At 65.3% G+C, this 25804-nt stretch carries 25 protein-coding genes; 12 read left to right on the top strand and 13 right to left on the bottom strand.

Annotation, left to right across the window (positions count from 1 at the left end; all coding sequences use genetic code 11):
• Positions 1-133: 133 nt before the first annotated feature.
• Positions 134-997, bottom strand: coding sequence for a class I SAM-dependent methyltransferase (locus ACZ60G_RS11250; protein WP_465809411.1), 864 nt, complete (start codon positions 995-997; stop codon positions 134-136).
• A gap of 451 nt (positions 998-1448) precedes the next feature.
• Between ACZ60G_RS11250 and ACZ60G_RS11245 the strand changes: the two genes are divergently transcribed.
• From ACZ60G_RS11245 to ACZ60G_RS11235, 3 genes are all read left to right on the top strand, one after another.
• Entirely contained in the window at positions 1449-2897 is a 1449-nt protein-coding gene (locus ACZ60G_RS11245; protein WP_465809409.1) for an amidase, read from the top strand.
• Between the two features lie 269 nt (positions 2898-3166).
• On the top strand, positions 3167-3406 hold the full coding sequence (locus ACZ60G_RS11240; protein ID WP_465809407.1) for a DUF6183 family protein: 240 nt from the start codon (positions 3167-3169) through the stop codon (positions 3404-3406).
• Between the two features lie 43 nt (positions 3407-3449).
• Positions 3450-4043 (top strand): DUF402 domain-containing protein, encoded by a 594-nt coding sequence (locus ACZ60G_RS11235; protein WP_465809405.1) that lies wholly within the window; start codon positions 3450-3452, stop codon positions 4041-4043.
• A 6-nt stretch (positions 4044-4049) separates the two neighbouring features.
• Here ACZ60G_RS11235 and ACZ60G_RS11230 read toward each other — a convergent pair whose 3' ends face one another.
• On the bottom strand, positions 4050-5441 hold the full coding sequence (locus ACZ60G_RS11230; protein WP_465809403.1) for an amidase: 1392 nt from the start codon (positions 5439-5441) through the stop codon (positions 4050-4052).
• 121 nt (positions 5442-5562) lie between these two features.
• Here ACZ60G_RS11230 and ACZ60G_RS11225 point away from each other — a divergent pair, with 121 nt between their 5' ends.
• Together ACZ60G_RS11225 and ACZ60G_RS11220 are read left to right on the top strand one after the other, a co-directional pair.
• On the top strand, positions 5563-6201 hold the full coding sequence (locus tag ACZ60G_RS11225) for an MspA family porin (protein ID WP_465809401.1): 639 nt from the start codon (positions 5563-5565) through the stop codon (positions 6199-6201).
• A gap of 5 nt (positions 6202-6206) precedes the next feature.
• Positions 6207-6524: a hypothetical protein gene (locus tag ACZ60G_RS11220; RefSeq protein WP_465809400.1), complete on the top strand. Its 318-nt coding sequence runs from the start codon at positions 6207-6209 to the stop codon at positions 6522-6524.
• Between the two features lie 2 nt (positions 6525-6526).
• Here ACZ60G_RS11220 and ACZ60G_RS11215 read toward each other — a convergent pair whose 3' ends face one another.
• On the bottom strand, positions 6527-7003 hold the full coding sequence (locus tag ACZ60G_RS11215) for a nitroreductase family deazaflavin-dependent oxidoreductase (protein WP_465809398.1): 477 nt from the start codon (positions 7001-7003) through the stop codon (positions 6527-6529).
• 76 nt (positions 7004-7079) lie between these two features.
• Positions 7080-9362 (bottom strand): molybdopterin guanine dinucleotide-containing S/N-oxide reductase, encoded by a 2283-nt coding sequence (locus tag ACZ60G_RS11210; RefSeq protein WP_465809396.1) that lies wholly within the window; start codon positions 9360-9362, stop codon positions 7080-7082.
• Positions 9363-9456: 94 nt separating this feature from the next.
• Here ACZ60G_RS11210 and ACZ60G_RS11205 point away from each other — a divergent pair, with 94 nt between their 5' ends.
• A complete protein-coding gene (locus ACZ60G_RS11205; RefSeq protein ID WP_465809394.1) occupies positions 9457-9636 on the top strand; it encodes a hypothetical protein in 180 nt (59 codons plus the stop codon).
• A 139-nt stretch (positions 9637-9775) separates the two neighbouring features.
• Here the strand turns inward: ACZ60G_RS11205 and ACZ60G_RS11200 are convergent, their stop codons facing one another.
• Positions 9776-10105 carry a rhodanese-like domain-containing protein gene (locus ACZ60G_RS11200; RefSeq protein WP_465809392.1) on the bottom strand — a complete coding sequence of 110 codons (330 nt, stop codon included), beginning with the start codon at positions 10103-10105 and terminating at the stop codon, positions 9776-9778.
• A gap of 92 nt (positions 10106-10197) precedes the next feature.
• On the opposite strand from ACZ60G_RS11200, the gene ACZ60G_RS11195 reads away from it, so the two are divergent.
• The 3 genes from ACZ60G_RS11195 to ACZ60G_RS11185 all read left to right on the top strand — a co-directional run bounded on the left by ACZ60G_RS11195 (position 10198) and on the right by ACZ60G_RS11185 (position 14119).
• Complete coding sequence (locus ACZ60G_RS11195) at positions 10198-10671, top strand: MarR family winged helix-turn-helix transcriptional regulator (RefSeq protein WP_465809390.1); 474 nt, start codon at positions 10198-10200, stop codon at positions 10669-10671.
• A 238-nt stretch (positions 10672-10909) separates the two neighbouring features.
• Positions 10910-13165, top strand: coding sequence for an MMPL family transporter (locus tag ACZ60G_RS11190; RefSeq protein WP_465809388.1), 2256 nt, complete (start codon positions 10910-10912; stop codon positions 13163-13165).
• Positions 13166-13294: 129 nt separating this feature from the next.
• On the top strand, positions 13295-14119 hold the full coding sequence (locus ACZ60G_RS11185; protein ID WP_465809386.1) for a class I SAM-dependent methyltransferase: 825 nt from the start codon (positions 13295-13297) through the stop codon (positions 14117-14119).
• Here the strand turns inward: ACZ60G_RS11185 and ACZ60G_RS11180 are convergent.
• A complete protein-coding gene (locus ACZ60G_RS11180; RefSeq protein WP_465809384.1) occupies positions 14086-14796 on the bottom strand; it encodes an SDR family oxidoreductase in 711 nt (236 codons plus the stop codon). The genes ACZ60G_RS11185 and ACZ60G_RS11180 overlap by 34 nt on opposite strands.
• 504 nt (positions 14797-15300) lie before the next feature.
• On the opposite strand from ACZ60G_RS11180, the gene ACZ60G_RS11175 reads away from it, so the two are divergent.
• Positions 15301-16623: a family 1 glycosylhydrolase gene (locus ACZ60G_RS11175; RefSeq protein ID WP_465809382.1), complete on the top strand. Its 1323-nt coding sequence runs from the start codon at positions 15301-15303 to the stop codon at positions 16621-16623.
• 44 nt (positions 16624-16667) lie between these two features.
• On the opposite strand, the gene ACZ60G_RS11170 is transcribed toward ACZ60G_RS11175, so the two are convergent.
• The 6 genes from ACZ60G_RS11170 to ACZ60G_RS11145 form a co-directional block, all read right to left on the bottom strand.
• Complete coding sequence (locus ACZ60G_RS11170; protein WP_465809380.1) at positions 16668-17597, bottom strand: TauD/TfdA dioxygenase family protein; 930 nt, start codon at positions 17595-17597, stop codon at positions 16668-16670.
• A 109-nt stretch (positions 17598-17706) separates the two neighbouring features.
• Positions 17707-19053, bottom strand: a complete 1347-nt coding sequence (locus ACZ60G_RS11165; protein WP_465809378.1) for an LLM class flavin-dependent oxidoreductase — start codon at positions 19051-19053, stop codon at positions 17707-17709.
• An 8-nt stretch (positions 19054-19061) separates the two neighbouring features.
• Entirely contained in the window at positions 19062-19931 is an 870-nt protein-coding gene (locus ACZ60G_RS11160; protein ID WP_465809376.1) for an ABC transporter permease, read from the bottom strand.
• Positions 19924-20763 carry an ABC transporter ATP-binding protein gene (locus tag ACZ60G_RS11155; RefSeq protein ID WP_465809374.1) on the bottom strand — a complete coding sequence of 280 codons (840 nt, stop codon included), beginning with the start codon at positions 20761-20763 and terminating at the stop codon, positions 19924-19926. The genes ACZ60G_RS11160 and ACZ60G_RS11155 overlap by 8 nt, the downstream gene beginning before the upstream one ends.
• Entirely contained in the window at positions 20760-21845 is a 1086-nt protein-coding gene (locus tag ACZ60G_RS11150) for an ABC transporter substrate-binding protein (RefSeq protein WP_465809372.1), read from the bottom strand. The genes ACZ60G_RS11155 and ACZ60G_RS11150 overlap by 4 nt, the downstream gene beginning before the upstream one ends.
• Before the next feature lie 304 nt (positions 21846-22149).
• On the bottom strand, positions 22150-22914 hold the full coding sequence (locus ACZ60G_RS11145; protein ID WP_465809370.1) for an IclR family transcriptional regulator: 765 nt from the start codon (positions 22912-22914) through the stop codon (positions 22150-22152).
• A 251-nt stretch (positions 22915-23165) separates the two neighbouring features.
• Here ACZ60G_RS11145 and ACZ60G_RS11140 point away from each other — a divergent pair, with 251 nt between their 5' ends.
• Entirely contained in the window at positions 23166-24740 is a 1575-nt protein-coding gene (locus tag ACZ60G_RS11140; RefSeq protein WP_465809369.1) for an FAD-dependent oxidoreductase, read from the top strand.
• Positions 24737-25075, top strand: coding sequence for a 4Fe-4S dicluster domain-containing protein (locus ACZ60G_RS11135; protein WP_465809367.1), 339 nt, complete (start codon positions 24737-24739; stop codon positions 25073-25075). The genes ACZ60G_RS11140 and ACZ60G_RS11135 overlap by 4 nt, the downstream gene beginning before the upstream one ends.
• Here the strand turns inward: ACZ60G_RS11135 and ACZ60G_RS11130 are convergent.
• Positions 25072-25770, bottom strand: coding sequence for a TetR/AcrR family transcriptional regulator (locus ACZ60G_RS11130; RefSeq protein WP_465809365.1), 699 nt, complete (start codon positions 25768-25770; stop codon positions 25072-25074). The two genes, ACZ60G_RS11135 and ACZ60G_RS11130, sit on opposite strands and share 4 nt — an antisense overlap.
• Positions 25771-25804 lie beyond the last annotated feature (34 nt).

The raw sequence follows: 25804 nt of genomic DNA, 5'->3' as shown, positions 1-25804 counted from the left end.
TCTGCCAGGTGCGGCGCACGTGGTGCTGGCCGATGGTGTCGTGATTTCTCTGAGTTTGTGCAGTTGAGAGGCTGGTGCCGGAGATGCTGGCCGTCGCGACAGATGTGGTGCAAGTCGACGTGGCGGGCAATCCTCAGCGGCTCGCGCGCAGTATGCGGATCGCGCGCAATGCGCGGGGCGGTTCGCCTTCGAATCTTGCCGATCCGTCGAGGTAGCCGGTGACGAGGTCGGGGGCGGAGTGGTCTTCGAGGTCGGTGAAGCCGAGGGCGCGCAGCTGTGCGGCGATGTCGTCGGGCGTGAAGTAGCTGAACACGGGTTCGCCGACGCCGGCCAGCCGATCGGCACGTTCCTGCTGGTGCGCACGGTCCTCGTCGCTGTTCGCGGGCTGCAGGTAGTCGAAGACCACCTCGACCGGCTGGGCCTGACCAGCGATGTATTCGAGAGTGGCGTGGGCGGCGTTCGGAGTCAGATAGAACACGACGCCGAGCCACACGAATACGGCCGGGTCGGTCCGTTTGAATCCGGTGGACTCCAATCCCGCTGCCAGCGTCTGGGTTTCGAAATCGACCGGCACGAAGGTCAACGTCTCAGGGCGCTCGATTCCGGCGGTAGTAAGGCGTTCGCGTTTCCACGCTTGGGTGGCGGGGTGGTCGACCTCGAAGACACGCACGTCCGGGCGCGGATTGCGATAGGCGAAGGTGTCCAGGCCCGCACCGAGGATCACGACCTGCCGCACACCAGCGGCGATGGCCGCGGCCACGGCGTCCTCGGCGAAGCGCGCGCGTGCGGCGAAGAACAGGCGGCGGGACCGATCGCTGGCCCCGGCACCGAGGTGGTTGGTTGTGGGCGTGCCCAATTCGGCCAGTTCCTCTGCGGTGACGCCGAGCAGAGGTGCCGCCAGGGGGTCGGTGAAGATCCGTGGTCGGTCAGCGATCTGGTGATAGGCGCGGGCGTACGCGGTGATGAGCGCTGTCCGGCTGGGTCCGTCGTTATCCATATTCAAGAACCTACTTGCGAATGTGGCGCGTGCTCTATGAACTCACTCACGCTCACTCCGCAAAGGAGCACGCGAACACGATCGGTAACCCTGATTACGGCCGTTTTTGGGAATGAATTGCATTTTCCGGCCGTGCACGGGGTCCACCTGCCTCGTGGGCACGTCTGCTGAATTTCCGGGCCGGCACCGATCTCGCCGCACGTCGCCATGACCAGCGGCCGGTCGAACAGTCTGCGGCCACAGGGGAACACGGTAGCCATCGTGACATCTATCCCGTTGTGCTAAACGGCATTTCATGGCCTGCGCCAATCGAGTCGGCTCTGCCGACACCGTGACCTGGGATATGACAGAACGAGTGCGTTAATTTGCACTGAAGGTCACCCGTTCGACTGTCTCGTTTGCGCGAAGCGGCATTTTATGTCCGCTGCGGCAGACCGATACCGTCGAGTTCATGGAGTGGAATTTTCGGTCGGCCGAAGAGCTCGCGGCCGCGATGCATGCCGGTGACGTAACCTCGGTGGAACTGACCGACGAGGCGATCGCCCGTATCGAGCGGGACGACAAGGCGATCAACGCGATCTGTGTGCGAACCTTCGACCGTGCGCGGGCCGCCGCACACCGTGCCGACCAGGCGCGCGCCCGCGGCGAGGACCGGCCGCTGCTCGGCATACCGGTGACGGTCAAAGAGTCCTACAACATGGCCGGGCTGCCCACGACCTGGGGCATGCCGATGCACCGGAACTACATACCTGCCGAGGATGCGCTACAGGTGTCGCGGCTCGAGGCCGCGGGCGCCGTTGTGCTCGGTAAGACCAATGTGCCGTTGATGCTGCGAGATATCCAGAGCTTCAACGAGATCTACGGCACCACCAACAACCCGTGGGAGCACGGCCGCACGGCGGGCGGATCCTCCGGCGGTTCGGCGGCGGCCCTTGCGTCCGGGTTCGGCGCGCTGTCCATCGGTTCCGACCTGGCCGGTTCGCTGCGCACCCCCGCGCATTTCTGCGGTGTCTACGCGCACAAGCCGACACTCGGGCTGGCGCCGACCCGCGGCATGGTCGCGCCGCCCGCGCCGGCCTTCCCGATCGACCTCGACCTCGCCGTCGTCGGCCCGATGGCGCGCACCGCCCGCGACCTCGTGCTGCTGCTCGACGTGATGGCCGGACCGGACCCGCTGACCCACGGCGTCGCCCACGACGTCGCACTGCCGCCCGCGCGCCACGAGCGGCTGTCGGACTTCCGTGTCCTGATCATCGAGGACCATCCGCTCATTGCGACCGGATCGGCGGTGCGGGCGGGCGTGAACCGGGTTGCCGAGGCGCTCGTCGACGAGGGCGCCCGCGTCGAACGGCGCAGTCGGCTGCTGCCCGATCCGACCGAAGCGGCGACGCTCTACATGCTGCTGATGCTGTCGAACGCCGCCACGAGCCTCTCCGTCGACGTGTACGAACAGCTGCGGACCCACGCCGCCGCCCTGAGCGCGGACGACCGGAGTCTGGATGCGGCGCGGCTGCGCGGCATGGTGCTCAGCCACCGCGACTGGGTCGAGGCGAACAACCGTCGCGAACTGCACCGCCACGGCTGGCGGCAGCTGTTCGCCGAGTTCGATGCCGTGGTGTGCCCCATCACGCCCACTCCCGCCTTCCCGCACGACCACAACGGAGGTCTGGAGAACCGGCACATCGACATCGACGGCGTCGAGTACCCGTACTTCGACCAGCTCGTCTGGGCCGGTGTGGCCACCATGCCCGGCCTGCCTGCCACCGCCATACCCGCGGGCCGGTCCCCCGAGGGCCTGCCGGTGGGAGTGCAGCTCATCGGTCCGATGTTCGAGGACCGCACCCCGCTGCGGCTGGCCGAACTGCTCGAGCAGAAGATCGGCGGCTTCCAGGCACCGTAGTGCGCGCACCGAATCAGACCATCGCGTCGGCATCGGTGCCCCGGCCGCCGCCAGGCCTGCGCACTCGAGTTCAAGAGGCCACTCTGGTGATGACACCGGCGAGCCCTCTTGTACCGAGCCAGGACCGAATACTGCACGATTCCAACACCGCTACGTCACCAGTCGAGCGGGCCGGATCGGCGACGGCCAAGCGAATCCAACGCGATCGGACCGACTACCTGGCCGCCCGAACGCGGCATCAAGCAGTCGACAGCACCACGCCGCCGCGTATGAAGGCGGCGGCGGGGACGCCATACGCTGGCGGGCGTGGATGCGGAGATGGCGCGGATCGTGCGGACGCTGAACTCGAATCGGCCGCCACGGTTGAGCGACAAGCGATCTGCTGCGAATGGTACAGCTTCGAGACCAATACCCGCTGGTTCGAACAGGTCGCCTGGGATATCGCCCTCCTGGCCCTCGCCCCCGACCGCATCAGCTCGGCGATCCTCGCCGCTACCGATACGGACTGAACCACCGAAACCTCGTCCGGGGCGCGCAGACTAGGCTGGCACGGTGACGCCTTTCGCGGTGGGTCGGACGATTGTGGTGCGGGACATGATCTTTGGGCGGGCATTCACCGCGTGGCCGCAGCGGGTGGTGGCGGATCGCGGCGACGAGTTGCGGGTGTTGCTGACGCCGGGGACGGAGGGCGCGGGGCCGCAGCTGTGGATCAGGTCGATGCGGGAGGACGATCGGGGCGCGCGGGGGCGCTTGCTGGAGGCGTATGCGCGCCGGGAGTGGGAGATGGGTACGTGGGTGTGGCAGCGCACCACGAGGCTGGCCATCATGTACGCCGATCGTCATTTCGCGATTGTCCCGACGTGGGCTGAGCACGGCGAATTCCTCTGGTGGTACGTCAATTTCCAGTTGCCGTTCACCCGGACCGCCGACGGTGTCGACACCAGCGATCTGCACCTGGATCTCATAGTCGAACCGAATCTGAGCTACCACTGGAAGGACGAGGACGAATACGCACTCGCCATTCGGCTGGGGCTGGTGCCCGAGCAATGGCAGCGCGCGATCGAGGGCGCGTGTGAAGAGGTCTTGGATATGGTCGCGCGCCGTGCGGGGCCCTTCGGCGAGGATTGGCGCGCGATTCCCGGGTAGCACAGGTCAGTCCTGGATGCGCCGCCACGGGCGTTCGGATTCGAGGGCGAAGGCGATCTCGAGCAGCGTGCGTTCGTCGCCGTGGGCGGCGGAGAATTGCATGCCGATCGGGAGGCCTTCGGTGGAGGCGCCCATGGGCAGCGAGATCGCGGGTGTGCCTGCGACATTGTTCAACGGAGTGAAGGCGACCCAGGAGATCAGGCGCGCGAACAGTTCGTCGAAGGGGACGGTCGGGTTCAGGTGGCCGAGTTGCGGAGTGATATGGACCAGGACCGGCGAGAGGATCAGTTCGTGGTCGCGGAACATGCCCGCGTAGGCGCGACGCACTTGTGAAAGGCGGTAGAGGATGGCCGGTGTGCGTGCCATGGACTTGCGATACAGCGCTCCGAGTCCGTGGGTGAACGCATCCAGATCGCCGGGCTGAAACCGCGGATCGATCGCGAATTTCCCGCCCGCCTCGATCAGGAACGCCAAAAGTCCCCAGTAGATGGTGAAGTCGTCGACGAAGCGTTGCGAGACCGGCAGTGCGATCGGAAGTACCTCATGACCCATCTTCTCCAGCAGCGCGGTGGTGTCGTCGAGTACGGCCCGGGTCTGCGGGCAGGTTTCGGTACCGGTGATGGAATCGGCGATCACCCCGATCCGCAGCCGCCGCCGCGCCGGCCCCTCGACCAGACCGACCGGCGGCAACTTCGGATTGCGCCAATGACGTTCGGCCGCAGCGAAATACGTCGCGGTATCGCGCACCGATCGGGTGAGCACACCTTCGGAAACCAGATTGATCGGCATCGACCGCGCCTGCGGACCATCGATATGCCGCCCTCGGCTCGGCTTCAACCCGACCAAACCGCAACACGCGGCCGGAATGCGAATCGACCCGCCACCGTCATTGCCGTGCGCGATCGGCACCACACCCGCGGCCACCAATGCGGCCGCACCCCCCGATGACGCACCCGGCGAATAGTCCGTATGCCAGGGATTGCGCGTCGGTTCGGCCGCGGCGAATTCGGTGCTCGCGTTCAAACCGAACTCCGGTAGCCGACTCTTGCCCAGCACCGACATCCCGGTGCTCAGAAACTGTTTCGCGTACGGCCCGTCTTCGGCGGCGGGCCGCCCGACGAACGCCGCGGTGCCGTGATTGGTCGGCAGACCGCGCACATCGGTGTTGTCCTTGACATACGTCGGCACACCGAACAGCGGCGCATCCGGATCACCGGCCGACAGCGCGGATTCCGCCGAGACCACCAGGGCGCGCAATGTCGGATCGACCTGCGCGGCCCGCGCTCGCGCTGCCTCGGCGACCTCGGCCGCGCCGATTTCGCCTCGACGCACCAGTTTCGCAATCGTCACCGCATCGTGGTCGGCAAGCACATCGTCGCTGAAGGCATGGAATCGCATATCCGGATTCTGCGCGCTGCGATACCGACCACGCACCGTTTTGGACGAGCGACCTGTCGACGAAGGTCCCGCACGGCGTCGGATATCGTTCGACGGCAACGTAAGCGAGGAGATCGACAATATGAATAGCTCGACCGGCGTCCCGCTATGCCTACTGGCCGCGGGGGTGCTGAGTTTCGTTCCAGCACAATCGGCTTCGGCGGATGCACTGCCGGATCAGTCCCGCACGGTCACCACCGAGGACGGCTGGCAGCTCACGGTCACGAAAACCGCCGAAAACCTCGATCGGGTTCCCAATCTTGCCGAGACCGCTTTCACCCGAGAGGGCTTCGTCAGTGTGCGCGCGGCCGCCGATATCACCGGCGCGGGCAACGTATCGGTCAACTCGGGCACGCTCACGCTGGGTTACCAAATCGGTTGCCAGATCGATGTTTCCAATGGCATCTCGCTCGGGCTCGCGGCCTCGGTCGGGCCGAATGTCAATGTGATGGTCGCGCCGACTCCCGGTCTGAGCGTCGGCGTCGGGGCCGCGGCACTGCCCAGCGTATCTACCACCTTCAAACCGGGCACGATCACCACCATTCCGTTCGGCACCAAAGCCCTTGCCGGACCTCATGGTTCGATCACCACCGATCAGGTGCAGATCAAAATCGACGCCTGTATGGGGCCGGTCAGCCTGCGCTCGTATGTGATCGCGACCATTTCCACCGACACCGCTGACAATTCGGTCGCGGTGTACGGCGATCCGATCTGGTTGTGATCGCCATGTCCCTCGCATCCCGCCGAGCGGTCCTGGTCTCGGCCGGAGTCCTGGCGATCGCCACGAGCGCGGTGTCGACCGTCACCCATGCGGCCCCGATCGTGCCCGCCACCTGCGCCGAATCCGATGCTCCCGACTGCACCGAACCGACACCCGACAAGCCTCGGGTGGTCGTTCCCGGACCGGCCGCACCGGCCGCACCGCCACTGCTCACACCGGCCCTACCGCCACCACCTGCCAAGCCGGGTTCGCCCGCCGCCGCATTGACCCCACCAGCACCGGTCCCGCATCCGGGCGCACCGATCGTGCCTGCCGCGGAGTGAATTCAGCTGCGGCGCAACTCGAAAATCCGGAAGATCCGCCCGCCGGACAGCTCGCATTCCATTTCATAGCCCGGCCAGAACTCCACCGCCAGATCCCAGGCCCGTTTGCGGTCCATCCCGGTGACCTCGCTGACGGTCACCTCGAACCGCTCACCTTTCAGCCCGACGATGGCGGTGTCGGCCGCCCGCAGGTTTGCCGACCAGCCCGGATGCTCAGGGCTGCCCCAGTTGGAACCCACGAGCAGCAACTCGTCTCCGCGCGGCACATACAGCAGCGATGTGGTGCGCGGGATCCCGGTTTTGCGACCCGCGACGGTGAGCTCGATCGACGGCAAACCCGCCAGATCGAGCACACCGCGCCGACCACGGCTGACCCGCCGCACAAACCGTTCCAGCCGCATCACTATCGGCGCTGTGCGCATGACCCAGCGTTTCTGCGCGATCCGGCGAGCTACCGCGGGCAACGGATTCGACACCATAATTCGAAATCCTGACAGAAATCCGACACCGGACCACAGCCAGGACCGCCCGTTGAGACCAGCCTCACCCGCGCCATCACGAAACACCCTCGACCGTGGCAGGTGGCCGAACAACGGCCACATCCGGTAGCTCACCGTCGTAGCGCTCGATCTCGACCAGCGCCAATTGTCCGGCACAGCTCTGACTCAGCGTCGATGCGGGACGGTCCGCGGTGAGCACATTCGGGTTGCCGTGCCGACAAAAGCTGGGATCGACCGGATCCGGGTCGTACCAGGCGCCCGTGGACAGCTGCGCGACCTGTGGCCGGACCGCGTCGTCGACGACCAGCCCGGCCAGGCAGCTTCCGCGATCGTTGAAGATCCGCACGATATCCCCGTCTCGAAGACCTCGTGCCGCAGCATCGTCGGGATGTAACCGCACCGGTTCTCGCCCACCGATTTTCACCGACTGACTGTGCGCCCCGACATCGAGCTGACTGTGCAGTTTGGTGCGCGGCTGATTCGCGACGAGCTGCAGCGGGAACCGTGTCGCGGCACCCAGCCATTCCTCCGGTTCCAACCAGACCGGGTGGCCCGGGGTATCGGCATATCCGAATCCGTCGATCGTTTCGGAAAAGATCTCGATCTTGCCGCTGGGAGTGGTGAGCGGGAAGCGCTCCGGATCCGCGCGGAAATCCGCGAACAGCACCTGCTCCGGATCGGGCACCTCGACCGTGAACGACTCGCTGTCCCAGAAGTCGTCGAACTCCGGCACCGTCGGATCGTCGAGGCCGGCGCGCCATTGCTCGTACAGGTGCCTCAACCACTCCTCGACGGTGCGGCCCTCGGTGAATTCCTTACCGACACCGATACTTTCGGCTAGTTCGGCGAAGATTGCGTAGTCATCACGGGAGGTACCGTGCGGCCGGGTGAGCGCTTTCATCGGGAAGAACTCGCGATCGTTCTGCCCGGACCCGAAATCATCGCGTTCGATGCTCATGGTCGCCGGGAGGACCACATCGGCGTGGCGCGCGGTGGCGGTCCAGAACGCATCGTGCACGACCACCGTCTGCGGCCGGGTGAACGCCGTGTGCAGCCGGGCCAGATCCTGGTGGTGGTGAAAGGGGTTCCCGCCGCACCAGTACACCAACTTGATATCCGGATACCCCAACCGCATACCGTTGAAATCGAACGACTCCCCCGGATTCAGCAGCATATCGGCGATTCTGGCCACCGGAATGAACGTCGAAACACCGTTGCCGCCCTGAGGGAACCTCGGCACCGACTGCCCGCGCGCCGGATCACCGACATGCGCGCACGATCCGTAACTGTGCCCGAATCCCCCACCCGGCAAACCGATCTGGCCCAGCATCGCCGCAAGCACCACCCCGAGCCACAGCGGTTGCACACCGTGCTCGGCACGCTGCAACGACCAGCTCACATTGATCATCGTGCGCGCGGCGGCCATCTCCCGTGCCAGCGACCGGATCCGCCCGGACGACAGACCGGTGATCGCTTCCGCCCACGCGGGATCCTTGGCGACGCCATCGGTTTCGCCACGCACATAACCGATGAAGCGTTCGTACCCGACCGTGTACCGATCCAGAAAATCGTTGTCCGCCAACCCCTCCGCATCCATCACCTGGGCCAGCGCCAGCATCAGCGCCGCATCGCTACCTGGCCGCAGTGCGATCCACTCGGCCGCGGCTTCCGCCGGAATGTCGTCGCGCAGTGGGCTGATCGATACGAATCGGCAGCCGCGCGCCCGCGCCGCCGTGATCCAAGTCCTGGTGTTGTGCCGCGACACACCACCCGGCGACACCGCGGAGTTCTTCGGCGACAGCCCACCGAAGGCCACCACCAAATCCGTGTTTTCGACGAGCACGCTCTTCGCGGTCGCGTGCCCCTCGAACAGCCCCATCGAGCCGATCACATGCGGCAACAACACCTGTGAGGTTCCCAGACTGTAGCTGTGCACACCTCGGACATAACCGCCGAGACAGTTCAGAAACCGATGCACCTGACTCTGCGCGTGATGAAACCGCCCCGCACTCGACCACCCGTACGACCCGCCGTACACCGACTCCGCGCCGTACTCGCCGTACACCCGATTCAACTCACCGGACACCAACTCCACCGCGGTTTCCCAGGACACCGGAACAAACGGCTCATCGCCGCGCCCCGGCGCCCCCGGCCCGCGCTCCAACCACCCCCGTCGGACATATGGCTGATCGATCCGCGTCGGATGATGTTGTGCCGAGGCCACATTCTCGATCAATGCCGTCGGTTCCGGATCTCCGTGCCACGGACGCACTGCGGTCAACCGCTGCCCATCGCTCTCGGCTTCGAACACTCCCCAGTGCGTCAGATGCGCGGCCATCACCCCACGGTAGCCCGGTCCACCGAAAGGTTCACTTGTTTATGAACGCCGCGCTGGTCCGCGGCTTTTACCCGCCCGCCGATCTCAGACGCAGATGCTGAAGCTGAAGAAAGGACCCAGCGGGACGTTGAAGCAGAAAACGACCGAACCGAGCGTTGGTGTCACCGGTTCCGCCGATGCCGCAGGGGCGGCGAGAGCGCCCACAGATAGGGTGATGGCGATCGCGGCGATCGCCGAGGCAATTCTGGTGGTCATTACAACGTTTCCTGACTGATCGACGATGATGATGCCCCCGACCAGAAATCGTTACGTCTACGATCATCCGCTGATCGCCGGGCAGGCACAAGACTGCGCATCGCTCGTCGATTGATGCGCGGTCGGGCGGTGCACGCCCGACCGCGATCCGGCCGGACTCAGGATTCGGATTCGATCGGCAGGCCTGCTTCGGTCCAGTCTTGGATGCCGGCGCGGTAGGCACGGACGTTCGTGTATCCGAGGGCGCGCAGCTTGACCGCGACGACCTCGCTGTTCTGGCAGGCGTTGTTCGAGCAGTAGGTCACGATGGGTGCGTGCTGGTCCGGAAGCAAACGCGCAGCTCGGGATTCCACATCAGCTTCGACCAAGGTGAGCGCGCCCGGCAGATGCGCTTTCTCGTAGTAGCCCGCACCCAGGGTGTCCAGGACCGTCACCGAACCGGCCTCGATCGCGGCGGCCAGTTCGTCACGAGCGATGACTGTGGTCATGAGATTTCCTTCCTGATGGCATACGCAACTTTTATGTGCGTGCACACGCTATTATATGCGTGCGGATGCACGCAAGTGGTTAGAATCGGTCCGTGACGCAATCGGAGAACCATCGCGAGGCGGCAGGCAGCGCATGGTCGGCACTGCTGCGCGTGCACGCGAACCTCGTCCCGCGCTTGGATGCCGAGCTGCGCAGGGACTTCGGACTCCCACTCGCGTGGTACGACGTGCTGCTCGAACTCGACGGCGTCGCACCACTGCGCATGACCGATCTCGGCGAACGCGTCGTGCTCAGCCGCACTCGGGTCAGCAGGCTCGTCACCGAGATGGCCGCGGCTGGTCTGGTCGCGCGCGAATCCAATCCCGACGACGGCCGATCGGCATTCGTCGCCATCACCGATGCGGGCCGGGAGCGTCTGCGTGCGGCCGCGCCCGGCTATCTCGCGGGCATCGAGCGATGCTTCGCCGACAAGCTCGATCCGGACGAATTGCACGCGCTCGCCACGACTCTCGGCAAGATCCTGGGCCCGACCGATCTCGCCATCACGCCCCCGCGGACTTCATAACCCGCAAGTCTGCATCGACTGCCAGTCGACACGATTCGAACACTTTGGCAGCCAATGCAATCCGCGTCACATCCGCGGGCACGGCGGCATCATTTCTGAAACACTGTCACTTCACACCGGCCTGTACCTTTGATTACAGGCACATCGAGCGTGCACCCCGGAAAGGATGCAGCCCCTTGGCGATCGGCGCGGCAGAGCAAGCAGCACACCAATTTTCCCGTCGGCAAGGAACGCGCTGATGTTCACGCGCTGGGGGAAACTCGTCTACCGGCTGCGCTTCGCCGTACTCGCGGTCGTGGTGGGCGCACTCCTTACACTCGGTGCATACGGCTTCGGACTCGAGGACCACCTCAGCTCCGGCGGTATGGACGATCCCACTTCCGAATCCGCACAGGCCGCACGCCTCGCCGACGCCGCATTCGGACGCAATCACGACTTCGACGTCGTCGTGCTCTACACCGCACCGGACGGAAAGACCGTCGACGACCCGGAATTCAGCCAACCGATCATCGACAATCTCAACAGCCTGCCGCACAAGTATCCGAACGAAATCACCGGGGTCAACGCCTCCTACTGGCACGTCGACGGCGCGAAGATCAGCGGCGCGAAGGCAGCCACCGAAGACAAGAAGCGCGCCGTAGCCGCGATCGCCATCACGGGCGATAACGACACCGACTCCGTGCGCAACTTCCGGAAAGTCAAGGACGCCTTCGCAATACCCGGCATCGACGTGCAGGTCAGTGGCCTGCAAGCGGTGGCGGGCACACTCAACGACACGATGGCCGACGATGTGCACCGCATGGAAGTCCTGGCCATCCCCGCCGTCGCGGTGCTGCTGTTCTTCATCTTCGGCGGCCTCGTCGCGGCCGCCCTGCCGCTGCTCGTCGGTGGACTCACCGTGATCGGCGCCTCCGGCATCATCATGTTCCTGACCCGCTTCACCGAGGTCAATTCCTTTGTCTCCTCGGTCCTCTCGATGATCGGCCTCGGCCTCGCCATCGACTACGGCCTGTTCATCGTGAGCCGATTCCGCGAGGAACTGGCCGCGGGCTACGACACCCGGGCCGCGGTGCGCCGCACCGTCGTCACCGCCGGACGCACCGTCGTGTTCTCGGCGACCATGATCATAGCGAGCCTCGGCAGCATGCTGCTGTTCCCCCAGGGCTTCCTCAAATCCATGGCCTACGGCGCCATCGCGACCGTCCTGCTGGCCGCATTCACCGCCATCACCATCCTGCCCGCCAGCCTGGCCGTCCTCGGTCCACGCGTGGACATGTTGGGGTTCAACCGGTTCCGAAGAACCAAAACCGCCGAACAAATCGAGGGCGATTTCTGGGGCAAGACCACACGTTGGGTGATGCAGCGACCGCTCACCATCGCGATCCCACTGGTCATCGTGCTCTTCCTGCTGATCATCCCGGTCAAGAACCTCATCTTCGGCGGCTTCAGCGAGCGATATCTGCCACCGGACAACCCGACTCGCGTCGCACAGGAACAGATCGACACCTTCTTCCCACAGCGCCGATCCGATCCCATCGAACTCGTCTTCGTCGCCGACAACAGCACGCCGGTCGGCCAGGCCTGGCGCACGGCCGGACACGCCCCCGGGTTGGCCAGTCAGTTCGAGATGCCGTCCAAATCCTTGACCCAGGACAACGTGTACCGCTCCAAGGCAACACTGGTGAACCCGAACGAAGGCGGGGAAACCATCGAATACCTACGCAAGATGGAACTCCCCGACGGCGTCAGCATGTACGTCGGCGGCATTCCGGCCATGCAGAAGGACAGTATCGACGCACTGCTCTACCGCATCCCGGTCATGATCGCGCTGGTCCTGTTCGTGACCACGCTGCTGATGTTCCTCACCTTCGGCTCGCTGGTGCTGCCGATCAAGGCCGCACTGATGAGCGCGCTCGGCCTCGGCTCCACCCTCGGCATCCTGACCTGGATCTTCGTCGACGGCCACGCCGCAGGACTACTGAACTTCACCCCCCAGCCCATCCAATCGAATGTGCTGGTGCTGATCATCGCGATCATCTACGGCCTGTCCACCGATTACGAAGTCTTCCTGCTCTCCCGCATGGTCGAGGCCAGAGCCAAGGGCGCGAGCACCAGCGACGCGGTGCACACCGGCACCGCGCACACCGGCCGCATCATTACCGCCGCAGCACTGATCCTGCTCGTGGTGACCGGTGCGTTCGCCTTCTCCGATCTGGTGATGATGCAGTACATCGCCTACGGCATGATCGCCGCACTATTCATTGATGCGACAGTGCTGCGCATGCTGCTGGTACCCGCGGTCATGAAACTGCTCGGCGACGACTGCTGGTGGGCGCCGGCCTGGATGAAGCGTCTGCAGGAGAAAATCGGGCTCGGTGAACCTATTCTGGACGATGAACGCCCGGGCACCGAGGATATGCACGAGCCGATCGAGGCCACACCGATCACGCCGCGGCTCCCCACTGTCACCGCTGGACGGTCGAACGGTTCGTAGTCGCCCCCACCAAAGGGAACGCCGCGCGCCGCCTCGGGAGGTACGCTCACCGCCGGAAAGCCCGCGGACCCGATCGCCGAACCGGCGACCTGGTCAACCACCGGCCAACTGGACCGAAGGACGACCGCGATGTGCAGCTACCGTCTCGATGCCGAATACGCCGATCCGACACCGTTGAAGGTGCGGATCGATACCCATGAGCGCTATTCGGAGCGGCCCGACGACCCCACCGCGAATGTGCTGACCGCGCTGGCACTCACCGGAGCCGAACATCTAGCCGATATCGGCTGTGGCGACGCCCGATTCCTCGCCCACCTCGCCAACACCGGTCACCAGGGTCCGCTGGTCGGTATCGACACCTCCCCCGCGATGGTCGCCGCCGCCAACGCCGTGCCCGGGGTGCGCGGCGTATTCGGCAGTGCCGACCGGATCCCGTTCGACGACAACAGCTTCGATGCGCTCACCGCACGACATATGCTGTACCACCTCGCGAATCCGCTGGCCGCGCTCAGGGAATTCCGGCGGACGACCAAACCCGGCGGGACGGTCGCCGTGGTCGTCAATCATCCCGGAACCTACCCGTACACCACCGAACTCGTGGCCGCCCACGCCGCGACCTACGGCCTCGGCGTGGGCGAGGCGATGACCGTCGACTCCGACACCTTGCCGGAGCTGATGTCCGAGGTTTTCGGTGAGGTGCGGATCCAGCGATCGGATAATGCGCTCGTCTTCGATACTCCGGATCCGCTGGTGCGCTTCGCCGAGGCGCTGTTCACGTTCTACGGCGTCACGCCGAACCACCCACGACGGCACGCGATTCTGAACGATCTGCGCGAGGACGTCGAGGATTGGTTCACCCACCATCCGGGGCAGACGTGGCGCGACCCCAAGGGGTACATCGTCGCCACCGCCGTCGTCGATCACCAGGGCAGCGCACCTTCGGCATCGACGTAGCTTCCGGTGGGCCCATCGGGGCCGAGCTGCGCCATGCGCACGATGATCTCGGCGCCTTGCTCCACCGTCTGGGTGCCGGTATTCCCGTTGAGATCGGTCTTCGTGAAACCGGGCTCCACCGCATTGATCCGGATATCCGGGAAGGCCTTCGCGTACTGCACGGTGAGCATGTTGACCACCGTCTTCGACGCCGGATATGCGACGCCCGGGTAGGCGTATGCCGGGGTGCCCGGGGTCGAGACCCTGGTCAGCGACGCAAGACCGCTGCTGACATTGACCACGACCGGCGCCGCCGAGCGTTGCAGCAGCGGCAGGAAGGCGTGCAGGACGCGCACCGTGCCGAAGACGTTCGTATCGAAGGTCTTTCGCATCACGTCCGCGGTGAGGTCCGCGGCACCGATGACGTCGCTCCGGTCGGTCATCTCTGCCTGGATACCGGCATTGTTGACCAGGACATCCAGACCGCCATCGGCCGCGATGGTCTGCACCGCGGCCGCGACGGACCCATCATCGGTGATATCGAGCTGAACTGCCCGCGCGCCCAACTCCTCGGCCGCCTGACGACCGCGTTGGGCGTCCCGGCTACCGAGGTAGACGGTGTGACCCGCCGCTACGAGTTGGCGGGCGGCCTCGAAGCCGAGCCCCTTGTTCGCTCCGGTGATCAATATTGCTGCCATGCCACCAACGCTAGGTTTTAGAGCGCGCTCGAAGTCAAGGACCTTCCCGGTAGCGCAACATAGTTCGGTCGTTCTTCTCCTCTTGGCTAGCTGTTTTCGCTGGGTGCTGAGCGTCGTTTAGTAGGTGATCTGTGGTTGGGTTTGATGGGTGATTACATAACTAGATGCGCATATCTACCTACCTAGATGTATTATTGATCTTGCGTCGCCCTCAACTCCTTCACCATGGGCCCCAGTCTTTGCATCTAGGACGCCGACATGAACCGATTCCCCTGTGCCTCAATTCGTTTCCCACTGCCCTACCCTGTGCACCTCGACATCCCCCTCCCCCAGACAAGTTCACCAGGGCAAATGTCGCCGTTGAGGCCGGTGTACAACACTGATAGCCCGCATCCTCCCCGATGGAAGACGACCGACCAGTTACTCTCGTCGCGTGGTCCCGCCCGACCCGGCCTGCGCCGGAGGCCCACGAGCGCCCGTCACCGCCCAGGAAGCAGGAGTTCGATGCGATCGCTGCGTAGCCGCCATATCTTGATCACGCTGGTAGTCGGCACCACCGCCGTAATAGCCGGTGGTCCGATGCCCGCGATGGCACAGCCCGCGCCACCTGCGCAGGTGCAGCCGCTCGGCTCGGACTTTCTCTGGGGCGTGGCCGCATCGGGATATCAGTCCGAAGGGTATGCGCCGGATAGTAATTGGTCCCGGTACGTGGCCGCGGGCAAGACGGACGACCCCTATCTGGACTCCGTCGACTTCTACCATCGCTACCGGTCCGATATCGATCTGGCCGCGCAACTCGGCGTCAAGGTCTATCGAATCGGCGTCGAGTGGGCACGTGTGCAGCCGCGGCCGGGCGAATGGGATGAGACCGGACTTCGCTTCTACGACAATGTGATCGCCGCGATCAGGGCTGTCGGGATGCGCCCGATGCTCACCATCGATCACTGGGTGTATCCGGGCTGGGAGGTGGACCGCGGCGGCTGGTCGAACCCGGATATCGTCGAGGACTGGCTCGCCAACGCGCGCACAGTCGTCGACCGATATGCCGCGGCCGACCCGCTGTGGGTCACCTTCAACGAACCCGCGGCCTACATCATGAACGAGACCTCGCACGGCGGCCTCTCCCCCGCCGCCGTTCCGATGGCGCAGGACCGAATCGCACAGGCGCACAATGCCATCTACGACCACATCCACGCCGTGCAGCCGGGAGCGATGGTCACCAGCAACGTCGCCTACATTCCGGCCGGTGAGGATGCGGTCAACGGCTCGTTCATCAATGCCGTCGCGGCGAAACTCGACTACATCGGCATCGACTACTACTACGGCGCGTCCCCCGACACCGTTACCGAGCTGAGCTTCAGCCAGTTGTGGAACAACCCCTTGGAGCCCGAGGGCATTTACTATGCCCTGCAACACTATTCACGAAAATTTCCGGGCCGCCCGCTCTACATCGTCGAGAACGGCATGCCCACCGAAAACGGCATGCCCCGAGCCGACGGCTACACCCGCGCCGACGACCTCCGCGACACCGCCTACTGGCTGCAGCGCGCCAAGGCCGACGGCATGAACCTCATCGGCTACAACTACTGGAGCCTCACCGACAACTACGAATGGGGTTCCTACACACCGCGTTTCGGCCTCTATACAGTCGACGTCCGCACCGACCCGACCCTCACCCGCAAGCCCACCGACGCCGTACCCGCCTACACCGCCATCACCCACCAGGGCGGCGTCACCCCCGACTACCGCCCGACCCGAGCCCCCAAACCCTGCTCCTTCGTCGACGCCGCCGCAAGCTGCACGGACCCGGTCACCGTCCCCCGCTAGCCGGATCAAGGGTCGGCACCAGGGGGTGCCGACCCCAACCCATGTCAGGATCCGGTGAACTGATCGCCCGAGATCGAGCGCGACTGCGCGCCGTCCACGCCGACCGGGATGTCGCCCTCGAGGGTGGTGCGGTACAGCACGCGGGTGACATCGAGGTGGTTGAGGTCGCCCGGGGCCAGGTGGGCGGTGGCGCGGTTGTCCCAGAATGCCAAGCTGCCCTTTTCCCAACGGAATCGGACGGTGTAAGCCGGGTTCGACAGTTCGTCGAACAGCAACTGGAGTACGGCGTCGTTCTGGGCCGGGCTCAGACCGACGATGTGGGTGGTGAAACCGGGGTTGACGAAGAGCACCTTCTCGCCGGTCACCGGGTGCACGCGCACGACGGGATGTTCGGTCACCAGCGGGGCATCGGCGACCTTCTTGGCGTAGTCGCTCTCCTCGTTCCATGCCGGACGGCTGCCGCCGAACCGGTGCACGGCCCGCAGCCCCTCGACGAACTCGCGCAGCGACTCGGGCAGGTTCGCGTAGGCGGCGGCGAGATTCGTCCAACTGGTGTCCCCACCGCGTTCCGGCGCTATCTCGGCCCGCAGCAGTGAGGCGGCGGGCGGGTTGATCAGTGCGGAGACATCGGTGTGCCAGTGGTTGGTGTAGGTGAACTTCTTGATGCCGAAACGCTTTTCGTAGAGTCGGCTATCGACGGCCAGAATTTCGGGGAACTCGGTCGGCGCGTCATCGTCGTATGGATGTGACGGCGTGACGGCGCCGAATCGCCGGGAGAAGGCGATGTGTTCGGCGTGACCGATGTGCTGGTCGCGGAAGAACAGCACCTTGTATTCGTAGAGGGCCGCGGTGATGTCGGCGACCTCCTGATCGGTGAGTTCGGCCCGCAGGTCGACGCCCGCGATCTCGGCGCCGATATGTCCGGCGACGGGCGTGATCCGGAGGGTGGTGGTGGGCTCGCTGACAGTGGTCATGGTCGTACCTTCTTCGGCAATGGTTGGGGATGGTCGGCGGAGTTCGGGCGACAACCGCTGCTGCCCATTCGCATGAAGTCGACGGCGCGCCGCCTGGTCAGTCGGGGAATCATGCGCCGAGTTCGGTTCGGACCTGGGCGAATTGGCTTTCCACCGGTGCCAGCCCGTAGTGCCCCCGCAGCGTCGTCGCGGTGTAGTCGGTGCGGAACAGGCCGCGCTCCTGCAGGATCGGGACCACCCGGTCCACGAAGTCCTCGAGACCGCCCGGGAGATACGGCGGCATGATGTTGAACCCATCGGCGGCGCCGTTCTCGAACCAGGACTGCAGTTCGTCGGCGATATCGGTGGGTGTGCCCGCGAAGGTCCGGTGCCCACGCCCACCGCCCAGTTTGCCGATGAGCTGGCGCACCGTGAGGTCCTCGCGCTCGGCGAGTTCCTTGACCAGCGTGAACCTGCTCTTCCCGCCCTCGATTTCGCTCTCCGCGGGCAGCGGCGGCAGTGGTGCGTCGAGCGCGTGTTCGGTGAGATCGACGCCGAGCAGCGCGGACAGTTGCCGCAGGGCGTAATCCGGTGAGATGAGGTCGGTGAACTCCTGTTCGAGGGCCAGCGCTTCTTCGCGGGTGTCGGCGATGAACGGCACCAGACCGGGCAGCACCTTCAGTTCATCGGCCGAGCGACCGTACTTCGCCAGCCGCGCCTTCAGATCCCGATAGAACGCCTGCCCCTCCGCGAGCGAGCGCTGCGCGGTGAACACGGCCTCGGCGTAGTGCGCGGCGAAATCCTTACCGCTCTCCGACGATCCGGCCTGCACCAGCAGCGGGCGCCCCTGTGGGCTGCGCGGCGAATTCAGCGGGCCGCGCACCCGGAACCGATCGCTGGCGTAGTCGATGGTGTGCACCTTGTCCGGGTCGGCGAAGATCCCCTCGTCCGGATCGAGCACGATCGCCGAGGACTCCCAGCTGTCCCAGAGCCGCACGGTGACATCCACGAACTCCTGTGCCCGCTCGTAGCGTCTGGCATGTTCTGGAATGGCGTCGAAGCCGAAGTTGAAGGCCTCGTCCTCGTTGCCCGAGGTGACGATATTCCAGCCCGCCCGACCGCTGCTGATGTGATCGAGCGAGGCGAATTTGCGGGCCAGGTTGAACGGTTCGTTGTAGGTGGTCGACGCCGTCGCGATGAGCCCGACCCGTTCGGTCGCGGCGGCGATCGCGGCAAGCAAGGTGACCGGCTCGAATACGGCGAGGGTATTGCGCTTGATCCGAGGTCCGACGGCCAATCCGTCGGCGAAGAAGACCGAATCGAGTTTGCCGCGTTCGGCGATCCGGCCGAGTTCCTGGAAGTGCCGCACATCCAGCACTCGGCGCTCCTCGGTCCGGGGATGTCGCCAGGCCGCCTCGTGATGGCCGACGCCCATCAGGAAGGCGTTGAGGTGGAATTGCTTGCGGGGTAACGACATCGGAGTCCTTAGTGGGAGGGCTCGGCGCGCCACCGGGACAGGCGGCGTTCGAGGGCGACGAGTAGGGCGTTGAAACTCAGCCCGAGCAGTGAGATGGCGATGATGCCCGCATACATGTTCGGGATCTGGAAGTTCTGCTGGGCCGCGGTGATCAGATAGCCGAGGCCGGCACGGGCGCCTACCATTTCGGCGGCGATGAGCACCAGGATCGAGGACGCCGCCGCCATTCGCACGCCGGTGAAGATCGATGGCACCGCAGCGGGCAGGATCACCTTCTGGAACAGTCGAATCGGCGAGAAGCCGAGCGAAACGGCGGATTTGATCAGCAGCGGGTCCACAGTGCGCACACCGGTGATGGTGTTCAACAGGATCGGGAAGAAGCTCGCGTACACCACGAGCGCGATCTTGGAGGTCTCCCCGATGCCCAGGATCAGGATGAACACCGGCAAGAGCGCCAGTGCCGCGGTGTTGCGGAACAATTCGAGGATCGGGTTCAGAAAGTCCGCCACCGGTCGATACCAGGCGATGGCGACACCGACCGGAATGGCCACCGCGAGCGCGAGCGAAAAACCGGTCGCCGACCGGGTCAGGCTGGTCGAGACGTGCTCCCACATCTCACCGCTCTGCACCAGATCGATGAAGGCCTGCGCGACGGTCGAAAACGGCGGCAGGAAGACCTCGTCCACCAAACCGAGCCGCGGCGCCGCCTCCCACACCGCGACCAGCAGACCGATGGCGAAGGTGGGCTTGAAGATGCGCCACGCCAGCAGCGCGACCGCCCGCAATATCCGCGACAGGTCGACTGTTGGCACGGACTCCGCCCGACTACGGACGACCACCGGCCGTGACTTCTCGACGACTTGTACTGCGCTAGACATGAACCGGCTTCCTCTCGCTGCTCGTGGTCGACAGCGACTCGCGTTCGAGTCCCTGCGCCCGGGTGACTTCGCTCTGCAACTGCGACCAGATCTGGTGCCGTGCCTCCCGGAAGGGTTCGCTGGAACGCACATCCGCACCGGAGTTCCGGTCGATATCGATGTCGATCACCGCCTTGACCCGCCCCGGGCGTGAGGTCAGCACGGCGACTCGCTGACCGAGGTAGACCGCCTCATCGATGCCGTGGGTGATGAACAGAATCGTTTTACCGGTGGCCCGCCAGATCCGTAACAGCTCGTCCTGCAACGACTCCCGGGTCTGGGCGTCGAGTGCGGCGAACGGCTCGTCCATCAGCAGCACCTCCGGATCGAAGGCGAGGCTGCGGGCGATGGCGACTCGCTGTTTCATGCCGCCGGACAGCTCATGTGGATATCGGTCGCCGAATCCGGCCAGACCCACCAGTTCCAGGTATTCGTCGGCGATCTTCCGGCGTTCCCGACGCCGGACACCCTTCGCTTCCAAACCGAATTCGATATTTGCCCGGGCGGTGCGCCACGGCAGCAGCGCGTACTGCTGGAAGACGATGCCGCGGTCGAGACCTGGTCCGCTGATCGGCCTGCCGTCCAACAGGATTCGCCCGGCACTCGGCTTGCTGAGCCCGCCGAGCAGATCGAGCAGCGTCGACTTTCCGGAACCGCTCGGTCCGACGAGTACAAGGAACTCGCCGTCGTGCAGTTCCAGCGAGATGTCCTCGATCGCGGTGAACTGCTCGTTCGACCCGCGGACCGGGAACTGTTTGCGCACTCCGGTGAGTGCGAGTTTCACCTGACTCATTTCGCCGCGACCACCTCTCCGGTCGGACCGGTGGTCGGACCGTAGGTCCCGTTGGCGTACGGGTTGTCCTTGTTGGTGTACAGATCCTTCGCCGTCAGCTTTCCGGCGGGCACATCACCGTTGCGGACCAGCCAATCGATCCAGATCTGCAATTCCTTCTCCGCGATCACCGCACCGGGGACCGGCAGACCTGGGCTCCGCCAGAATTTCAGCAGATCGGTGTTCTCATTGCGTCCGCGCTTGTTGATGATCGAGGCGAAGCGCGCGACCACCTCGTCGCGCGGGGTCACCTGCAGCCAGCGCGTCGCCCGCGCGGTCCCCTGGACGAAGTCCTTGACGGCCTCCGGGTGCTGGGCGATGTAGTCCTTGCGGAAAACATAAGTACCGTAATCGAATTGACCGAACAGGTCCTTATCGGTGTAGAGCGCGTGGATACCGCCGCGCCCGACCGCGCTCTCCCGGAAGACTGCGCCCAGCGCGCCGACATCTATCTGGCCCTTGCGTAGGGCGTCCTCGGTATTGGCAGGCGGCACCACGATCAACTCGACCTGTTTGATCTCCTGGTCGGTCAGGCCCTGCTGGTGCAGCCATTCCCGGGTGATGAATTCATGATGTGCGCCAAGGGTATTGATGCCGACCTTCTTGCCGATCAGATCCCGGGGCGAGTTGATGCCCGAATCGTCACGAACGAAGTAACCGGTGAACGACTGCGCATCCGCGCCGTATGAACTGAGCACCGACGTGACGGGCGCGCCACCCGCGGCCAACTTGACGACCGCGCCGTTGAAGGCGCTGCCGAACTCGATCTGACGGGTCGCGGCGGCCTGGATATTCGCCGGTCCGCTGGTGGTGTCACCCTCCCAATGCAGCGCGATCTTGCTGAAGTAGCCGAGATCGTCCGCCAGTTCGTAGGCCGAGACCTGCCCGGTCGCTCCCTGGTAGCGCAGTACGGCCTTGCCGTCGGCATTGGTGCCCGGCTCGGATTTGCCGCAGCCGGCGAGCACCGCGACCGCGGTGGGAATGGTGAGTACGGCGGCCACCGCACGGACGAACCGTGGCCTGGTTTTCTGGGACAACGTCATGGAAGTTCTTTCACGGAATGCGCACTGCCGCAGCGTAATAGGGCACGCCACAACGGCAGGTAAAGCGCGGAGGATTACCTGATTCGGCCGATGCGGCGCCCACTTTCGGCGACCGCGGATTCAGGCGCGACAGACTCCATGGGGCAGGCGCATGAAATCCACCGTGCGACGGCGGATCAGCGCAATGGACTCGATCATGTCAACGACCTTCATGGGATTCGGATAGAAGCGGCGACCCCGCGGCTTTGTGTCCATGGTGGGGTCCCCCGCCAGGGACGACAATGCCGATTTCACATTGTGAAAATCACCGTGAGTACAACTCCACCGGCGCATCGGTGATCGCGGCGGTGGACTGGAACAGTGGCCCGATCCGGCCCGCGATTCCCCGCATAGCAGGCACGATGCCGCGCACCAGCTCCTCGTTCAGCCGCGCGGAACGGGCCTGCACGCCAAGCGCACCCCACACCTGCTTATCCGGGCCGAGGACCGGCACCGCCACCGAGCGGACCGGATCCTCGCGCTCGATGAGCTCTACTGCGAAACCGCTGCGCCGCACGCGATCCAGATCCGTCAGCGGCGCAGGCCGTCGATCGAGTCCGTCCACAACGGGCGCGAAGGCCAGCAGTGCCTGGCCGACGGCACTGGATCGCAGCGGCTGTCGGGCCTGCGGCAACTGGTTGGGGCAGAAGTACACCGGCGGCCGCGCCTGAAAGACCGTGACCGCGTCCCGGTCGTCGGCGATGCTCAGGCTGACGGTGATCTTGATGCCCGCAGCAAGCGCATACAGGTGCGGCGCGGCCGCGTCGATGCCCAGCCGCGACAGCGCGGGCCGGGCCAGCGAGGCGAGCCCGTGCCCGATGCGGTAGCGATCGGTCGCCGGATCCTGCTCCAGCAACCGACCCCGCACCAATGCCTGGGCCAGCCGGTAAGTAGTGCTGACCGGAAGTCCGGCCCGATGCGCCAATTCGCTCACCGACAGCTCGGGATCATCGCCCTCGAAGCAGTTCAGTACGTGAATCGCGCGGTCGACCGCTTGGGCACCCGAACGGGGTTGATCGGCGGCTGTCATGGTTCCTCCTGATATTTCTACCGATCGGGATGTGGCCAGAACTATCGCCGGATGATCCGGGTGCGGCAATGGTTCTGCGCCCGCTGCGCCGATTCCTCGCGCAAGAATGTCGGCAGCGTCAAAATCGCGCTGATTCGAAAGGTTTTGCGATTCCGACGACGCACACAGAATCGAATTCCCCGCGCTGACCCCGCATTCCGCCGAAGATTGCCGCTTTCTCGCCGCAATCCCGACGTATCAGGAGCAGACGCATGAGTGAACTCTGGCAGACCGGCACCGATGTGCTGGTGATCGGCGGCGGTCCGGCCGCCGCGTGGGCGGCCATCCACGCCCGGGAGGCCGGCGCCGAGGTGACCCTGGTCGACAAGGGCTACTGCGGAACCAGCGGCGCTACAGCACCTTCCGGCACCGGCGTCTGGTACGTCGCCCCGGAGGCGACCGCCCGTGCGAATGCCAAGGCCAGCCGGGAGGCGCTCGGCGGCCATCTCGCCGATCACTATTGGATGGATCGGGTCCTCGATCAGACCTACACCAACATGAATCGTCTTGCGGTGGAAGGCAAGTACCCGTTCCCGACCGACCCGGCGACCGGTGAGCAGCTGCGCACCGGGGTGCAGGGCCCGGAGTACATGCGCCGGATGCGCGCGTGGGTCAAGCGGCTCGGCGTCCGGATCCTCGACCATTCACCGGCTCTCGAACTGCTCGTCGACGATGCGGGCACGGTCCGCGGCGCGGCCGGATACCAGCGTCAACTCGACCGCGACTACCGCATCTCGGCGGGGGCGGTGGTGCTGGCCAGTGGCGGGTGTGCGTTTCTGTCGCGCGCGTTGGGCACCAATGTCGATACCGGTGACGGCGCGCTGATGGCCGCCGAGGTGGGTGCGCGTTTCTCCGGCATGGAATTCTCCAATGCCTACGCGATCGTGCCGAAGGGTTCGACCATCACCAAGACCGCCTACTACGGCTACGCGACGTTCTTCCACGAGGACGGACAGGTACTCGAGGGCGCGGGCTCCACGAAAGGCCGATCGGTGATCGCTCGAACCCTGTTGTCGGAGAAGGTATTCGCCCAACTCGACCGCGCCGACCCAACGGTGCAGGCGCAGATGCGGCTCGGGCAGCCCAACTTCTTTCTGCAGTTCGATCGGCGCGGTATCAATCCGTTCACCGATCGCTTCGAGGTCGATCTGCTCGCCGAGGGCACGGTGCGCGGCACCGGCGGTATCGATATCGTGGACAACGACTGCGCGACCACAGTGCCCGGTCTGTTCGCGGCGGGCGATGCGGCGACCAGGGAACGCATCTGCGGTGGTTTCACCGGTGGCGGCAGCCACAATTCGGCATGGGCGACGTCGTCGGGGAGTTGGGCCGGTGCCGGTGCGGCACGATTCGCGCTCGGCTCGGCTCGGCCCGACGATGCCGCTCTGCGCGGCGCGGGACGAACCGGCTTGCGGCCCAGCGACTCCCCGACGCTCGATGCCGCCGAGGTTGTCGAGGCCGCGCAGGCCGAGCTGATTCCGTTCCAGAAGAACTACCTGCGCCACGGCGAGCGACTGCGGCCCGCACTCGACGCACTCGACACGGTCTGGGAGCGCGCAGGCAAGGAGCTAGGTGGCCGCACCGGTGACGATCGCATACGGGCCAGGCAGGCCGCTGCCATCACCGCGGTCGGTCGGCTCATGTACGAATCGACCTTGGCGCGCACCGAGACTCGCGGTATGAGCAAGCGCGCAGACCACCCGGAACAGGATCCGGCGCAGCGCCATCACATTCTGTCCGGCGGCCTCGACGCTGTGTGGACCAAGACCGCCGAGGTCGCGTCATGATCGAAGTCGTACTCGCCGAGGCCTGCATCGGCTGCGATAAATGCGTGGACGCCTGCCCCACCAACGTATTCGACCGCACCGAATCCGGAATCCCGGTCATCGCGAGGCAATCCGACTGCCAGACCTGCTTCATGTGCGAGGCCTACTGCCCCACCGACGCCCTCTACGTCGATCCCGAATCGACCCCACTGCCGCCCGGCAGCCCGATCGCCGACGACCAGATCGGCTGCTACCGCGAGAAAATCGGCTGGGGCAAAGGCCGAACCGCGGGCAGTCTGCTCGCCGTCGGCCCCCGACTCCCGCACGGCGCACCCCCGCCTCGCCTGCGGCACTAACCGCGGTAGCCGAGTTGTTCGAGGAGACCGTCGAGTTGGAGTTCGAATAGTTCGGCACGGTCTGTGAAAGTGTCGGTGCCGTACTGATCGAAGACATCGAAGGTTACGGCGCCGAACAGACCGGCCCACATGGTGATGCCGCGTGCGACGAGCCAGTCAGGAAGATCGTGGTCGAATACTGCCCTGATATCCGCGAAATTGGCTGCGAGCGCGGAGGATACCGGGCGCTCCTTGACCGGAGCGGTGAGCAGGCCTTCGCGATAGGCGCGGGCGAAGAGGGTTTGCATGGTCGCGATGACCCGCGTGCCGGGGACGGTGGTCTGCTCGGCAGGGGCGGCGTAGCCCGGCACCGGTGTGCCGAACAAGAGTCCGTAGCGGGCCGGTTCGGCCAGCGCCCAGCCGCGGACGGTACGGCCGACGATGCGCAGGCCCTCGATCGGAGCGTCGGGTGCGTCGGCCAGCGCGGCATCGACCGCGTCGCCCAGTGCGTTGTAACCGTCGATCACCAGCAAGGTGAGCAGCTCATCACGGCTGCGCACGTAGCGGTATACCGCCGACGACACCACACCGAGATCGCGGGCGACCGCGCGCAGCGAGAGGGCGGCCGCGCCATCGGTGGCCAGATGTTCGCGGCCGATCCGGACGATATCGTTCATGGTCTGGGCCCTGGCACGGGCGCGTGGTGTCGTCGCCATAACGATCACCATGCGCGCTTCAGAGAGCAATGTC

The sequence above is a fragment of the Nocardia sp. NPDC102475 genome (assembly GCF_055584605.1).
Note: the sequence above shows the minus strand (reverse complement) of the source record. Positions and strands in the feature narration are given on the sequence as shown.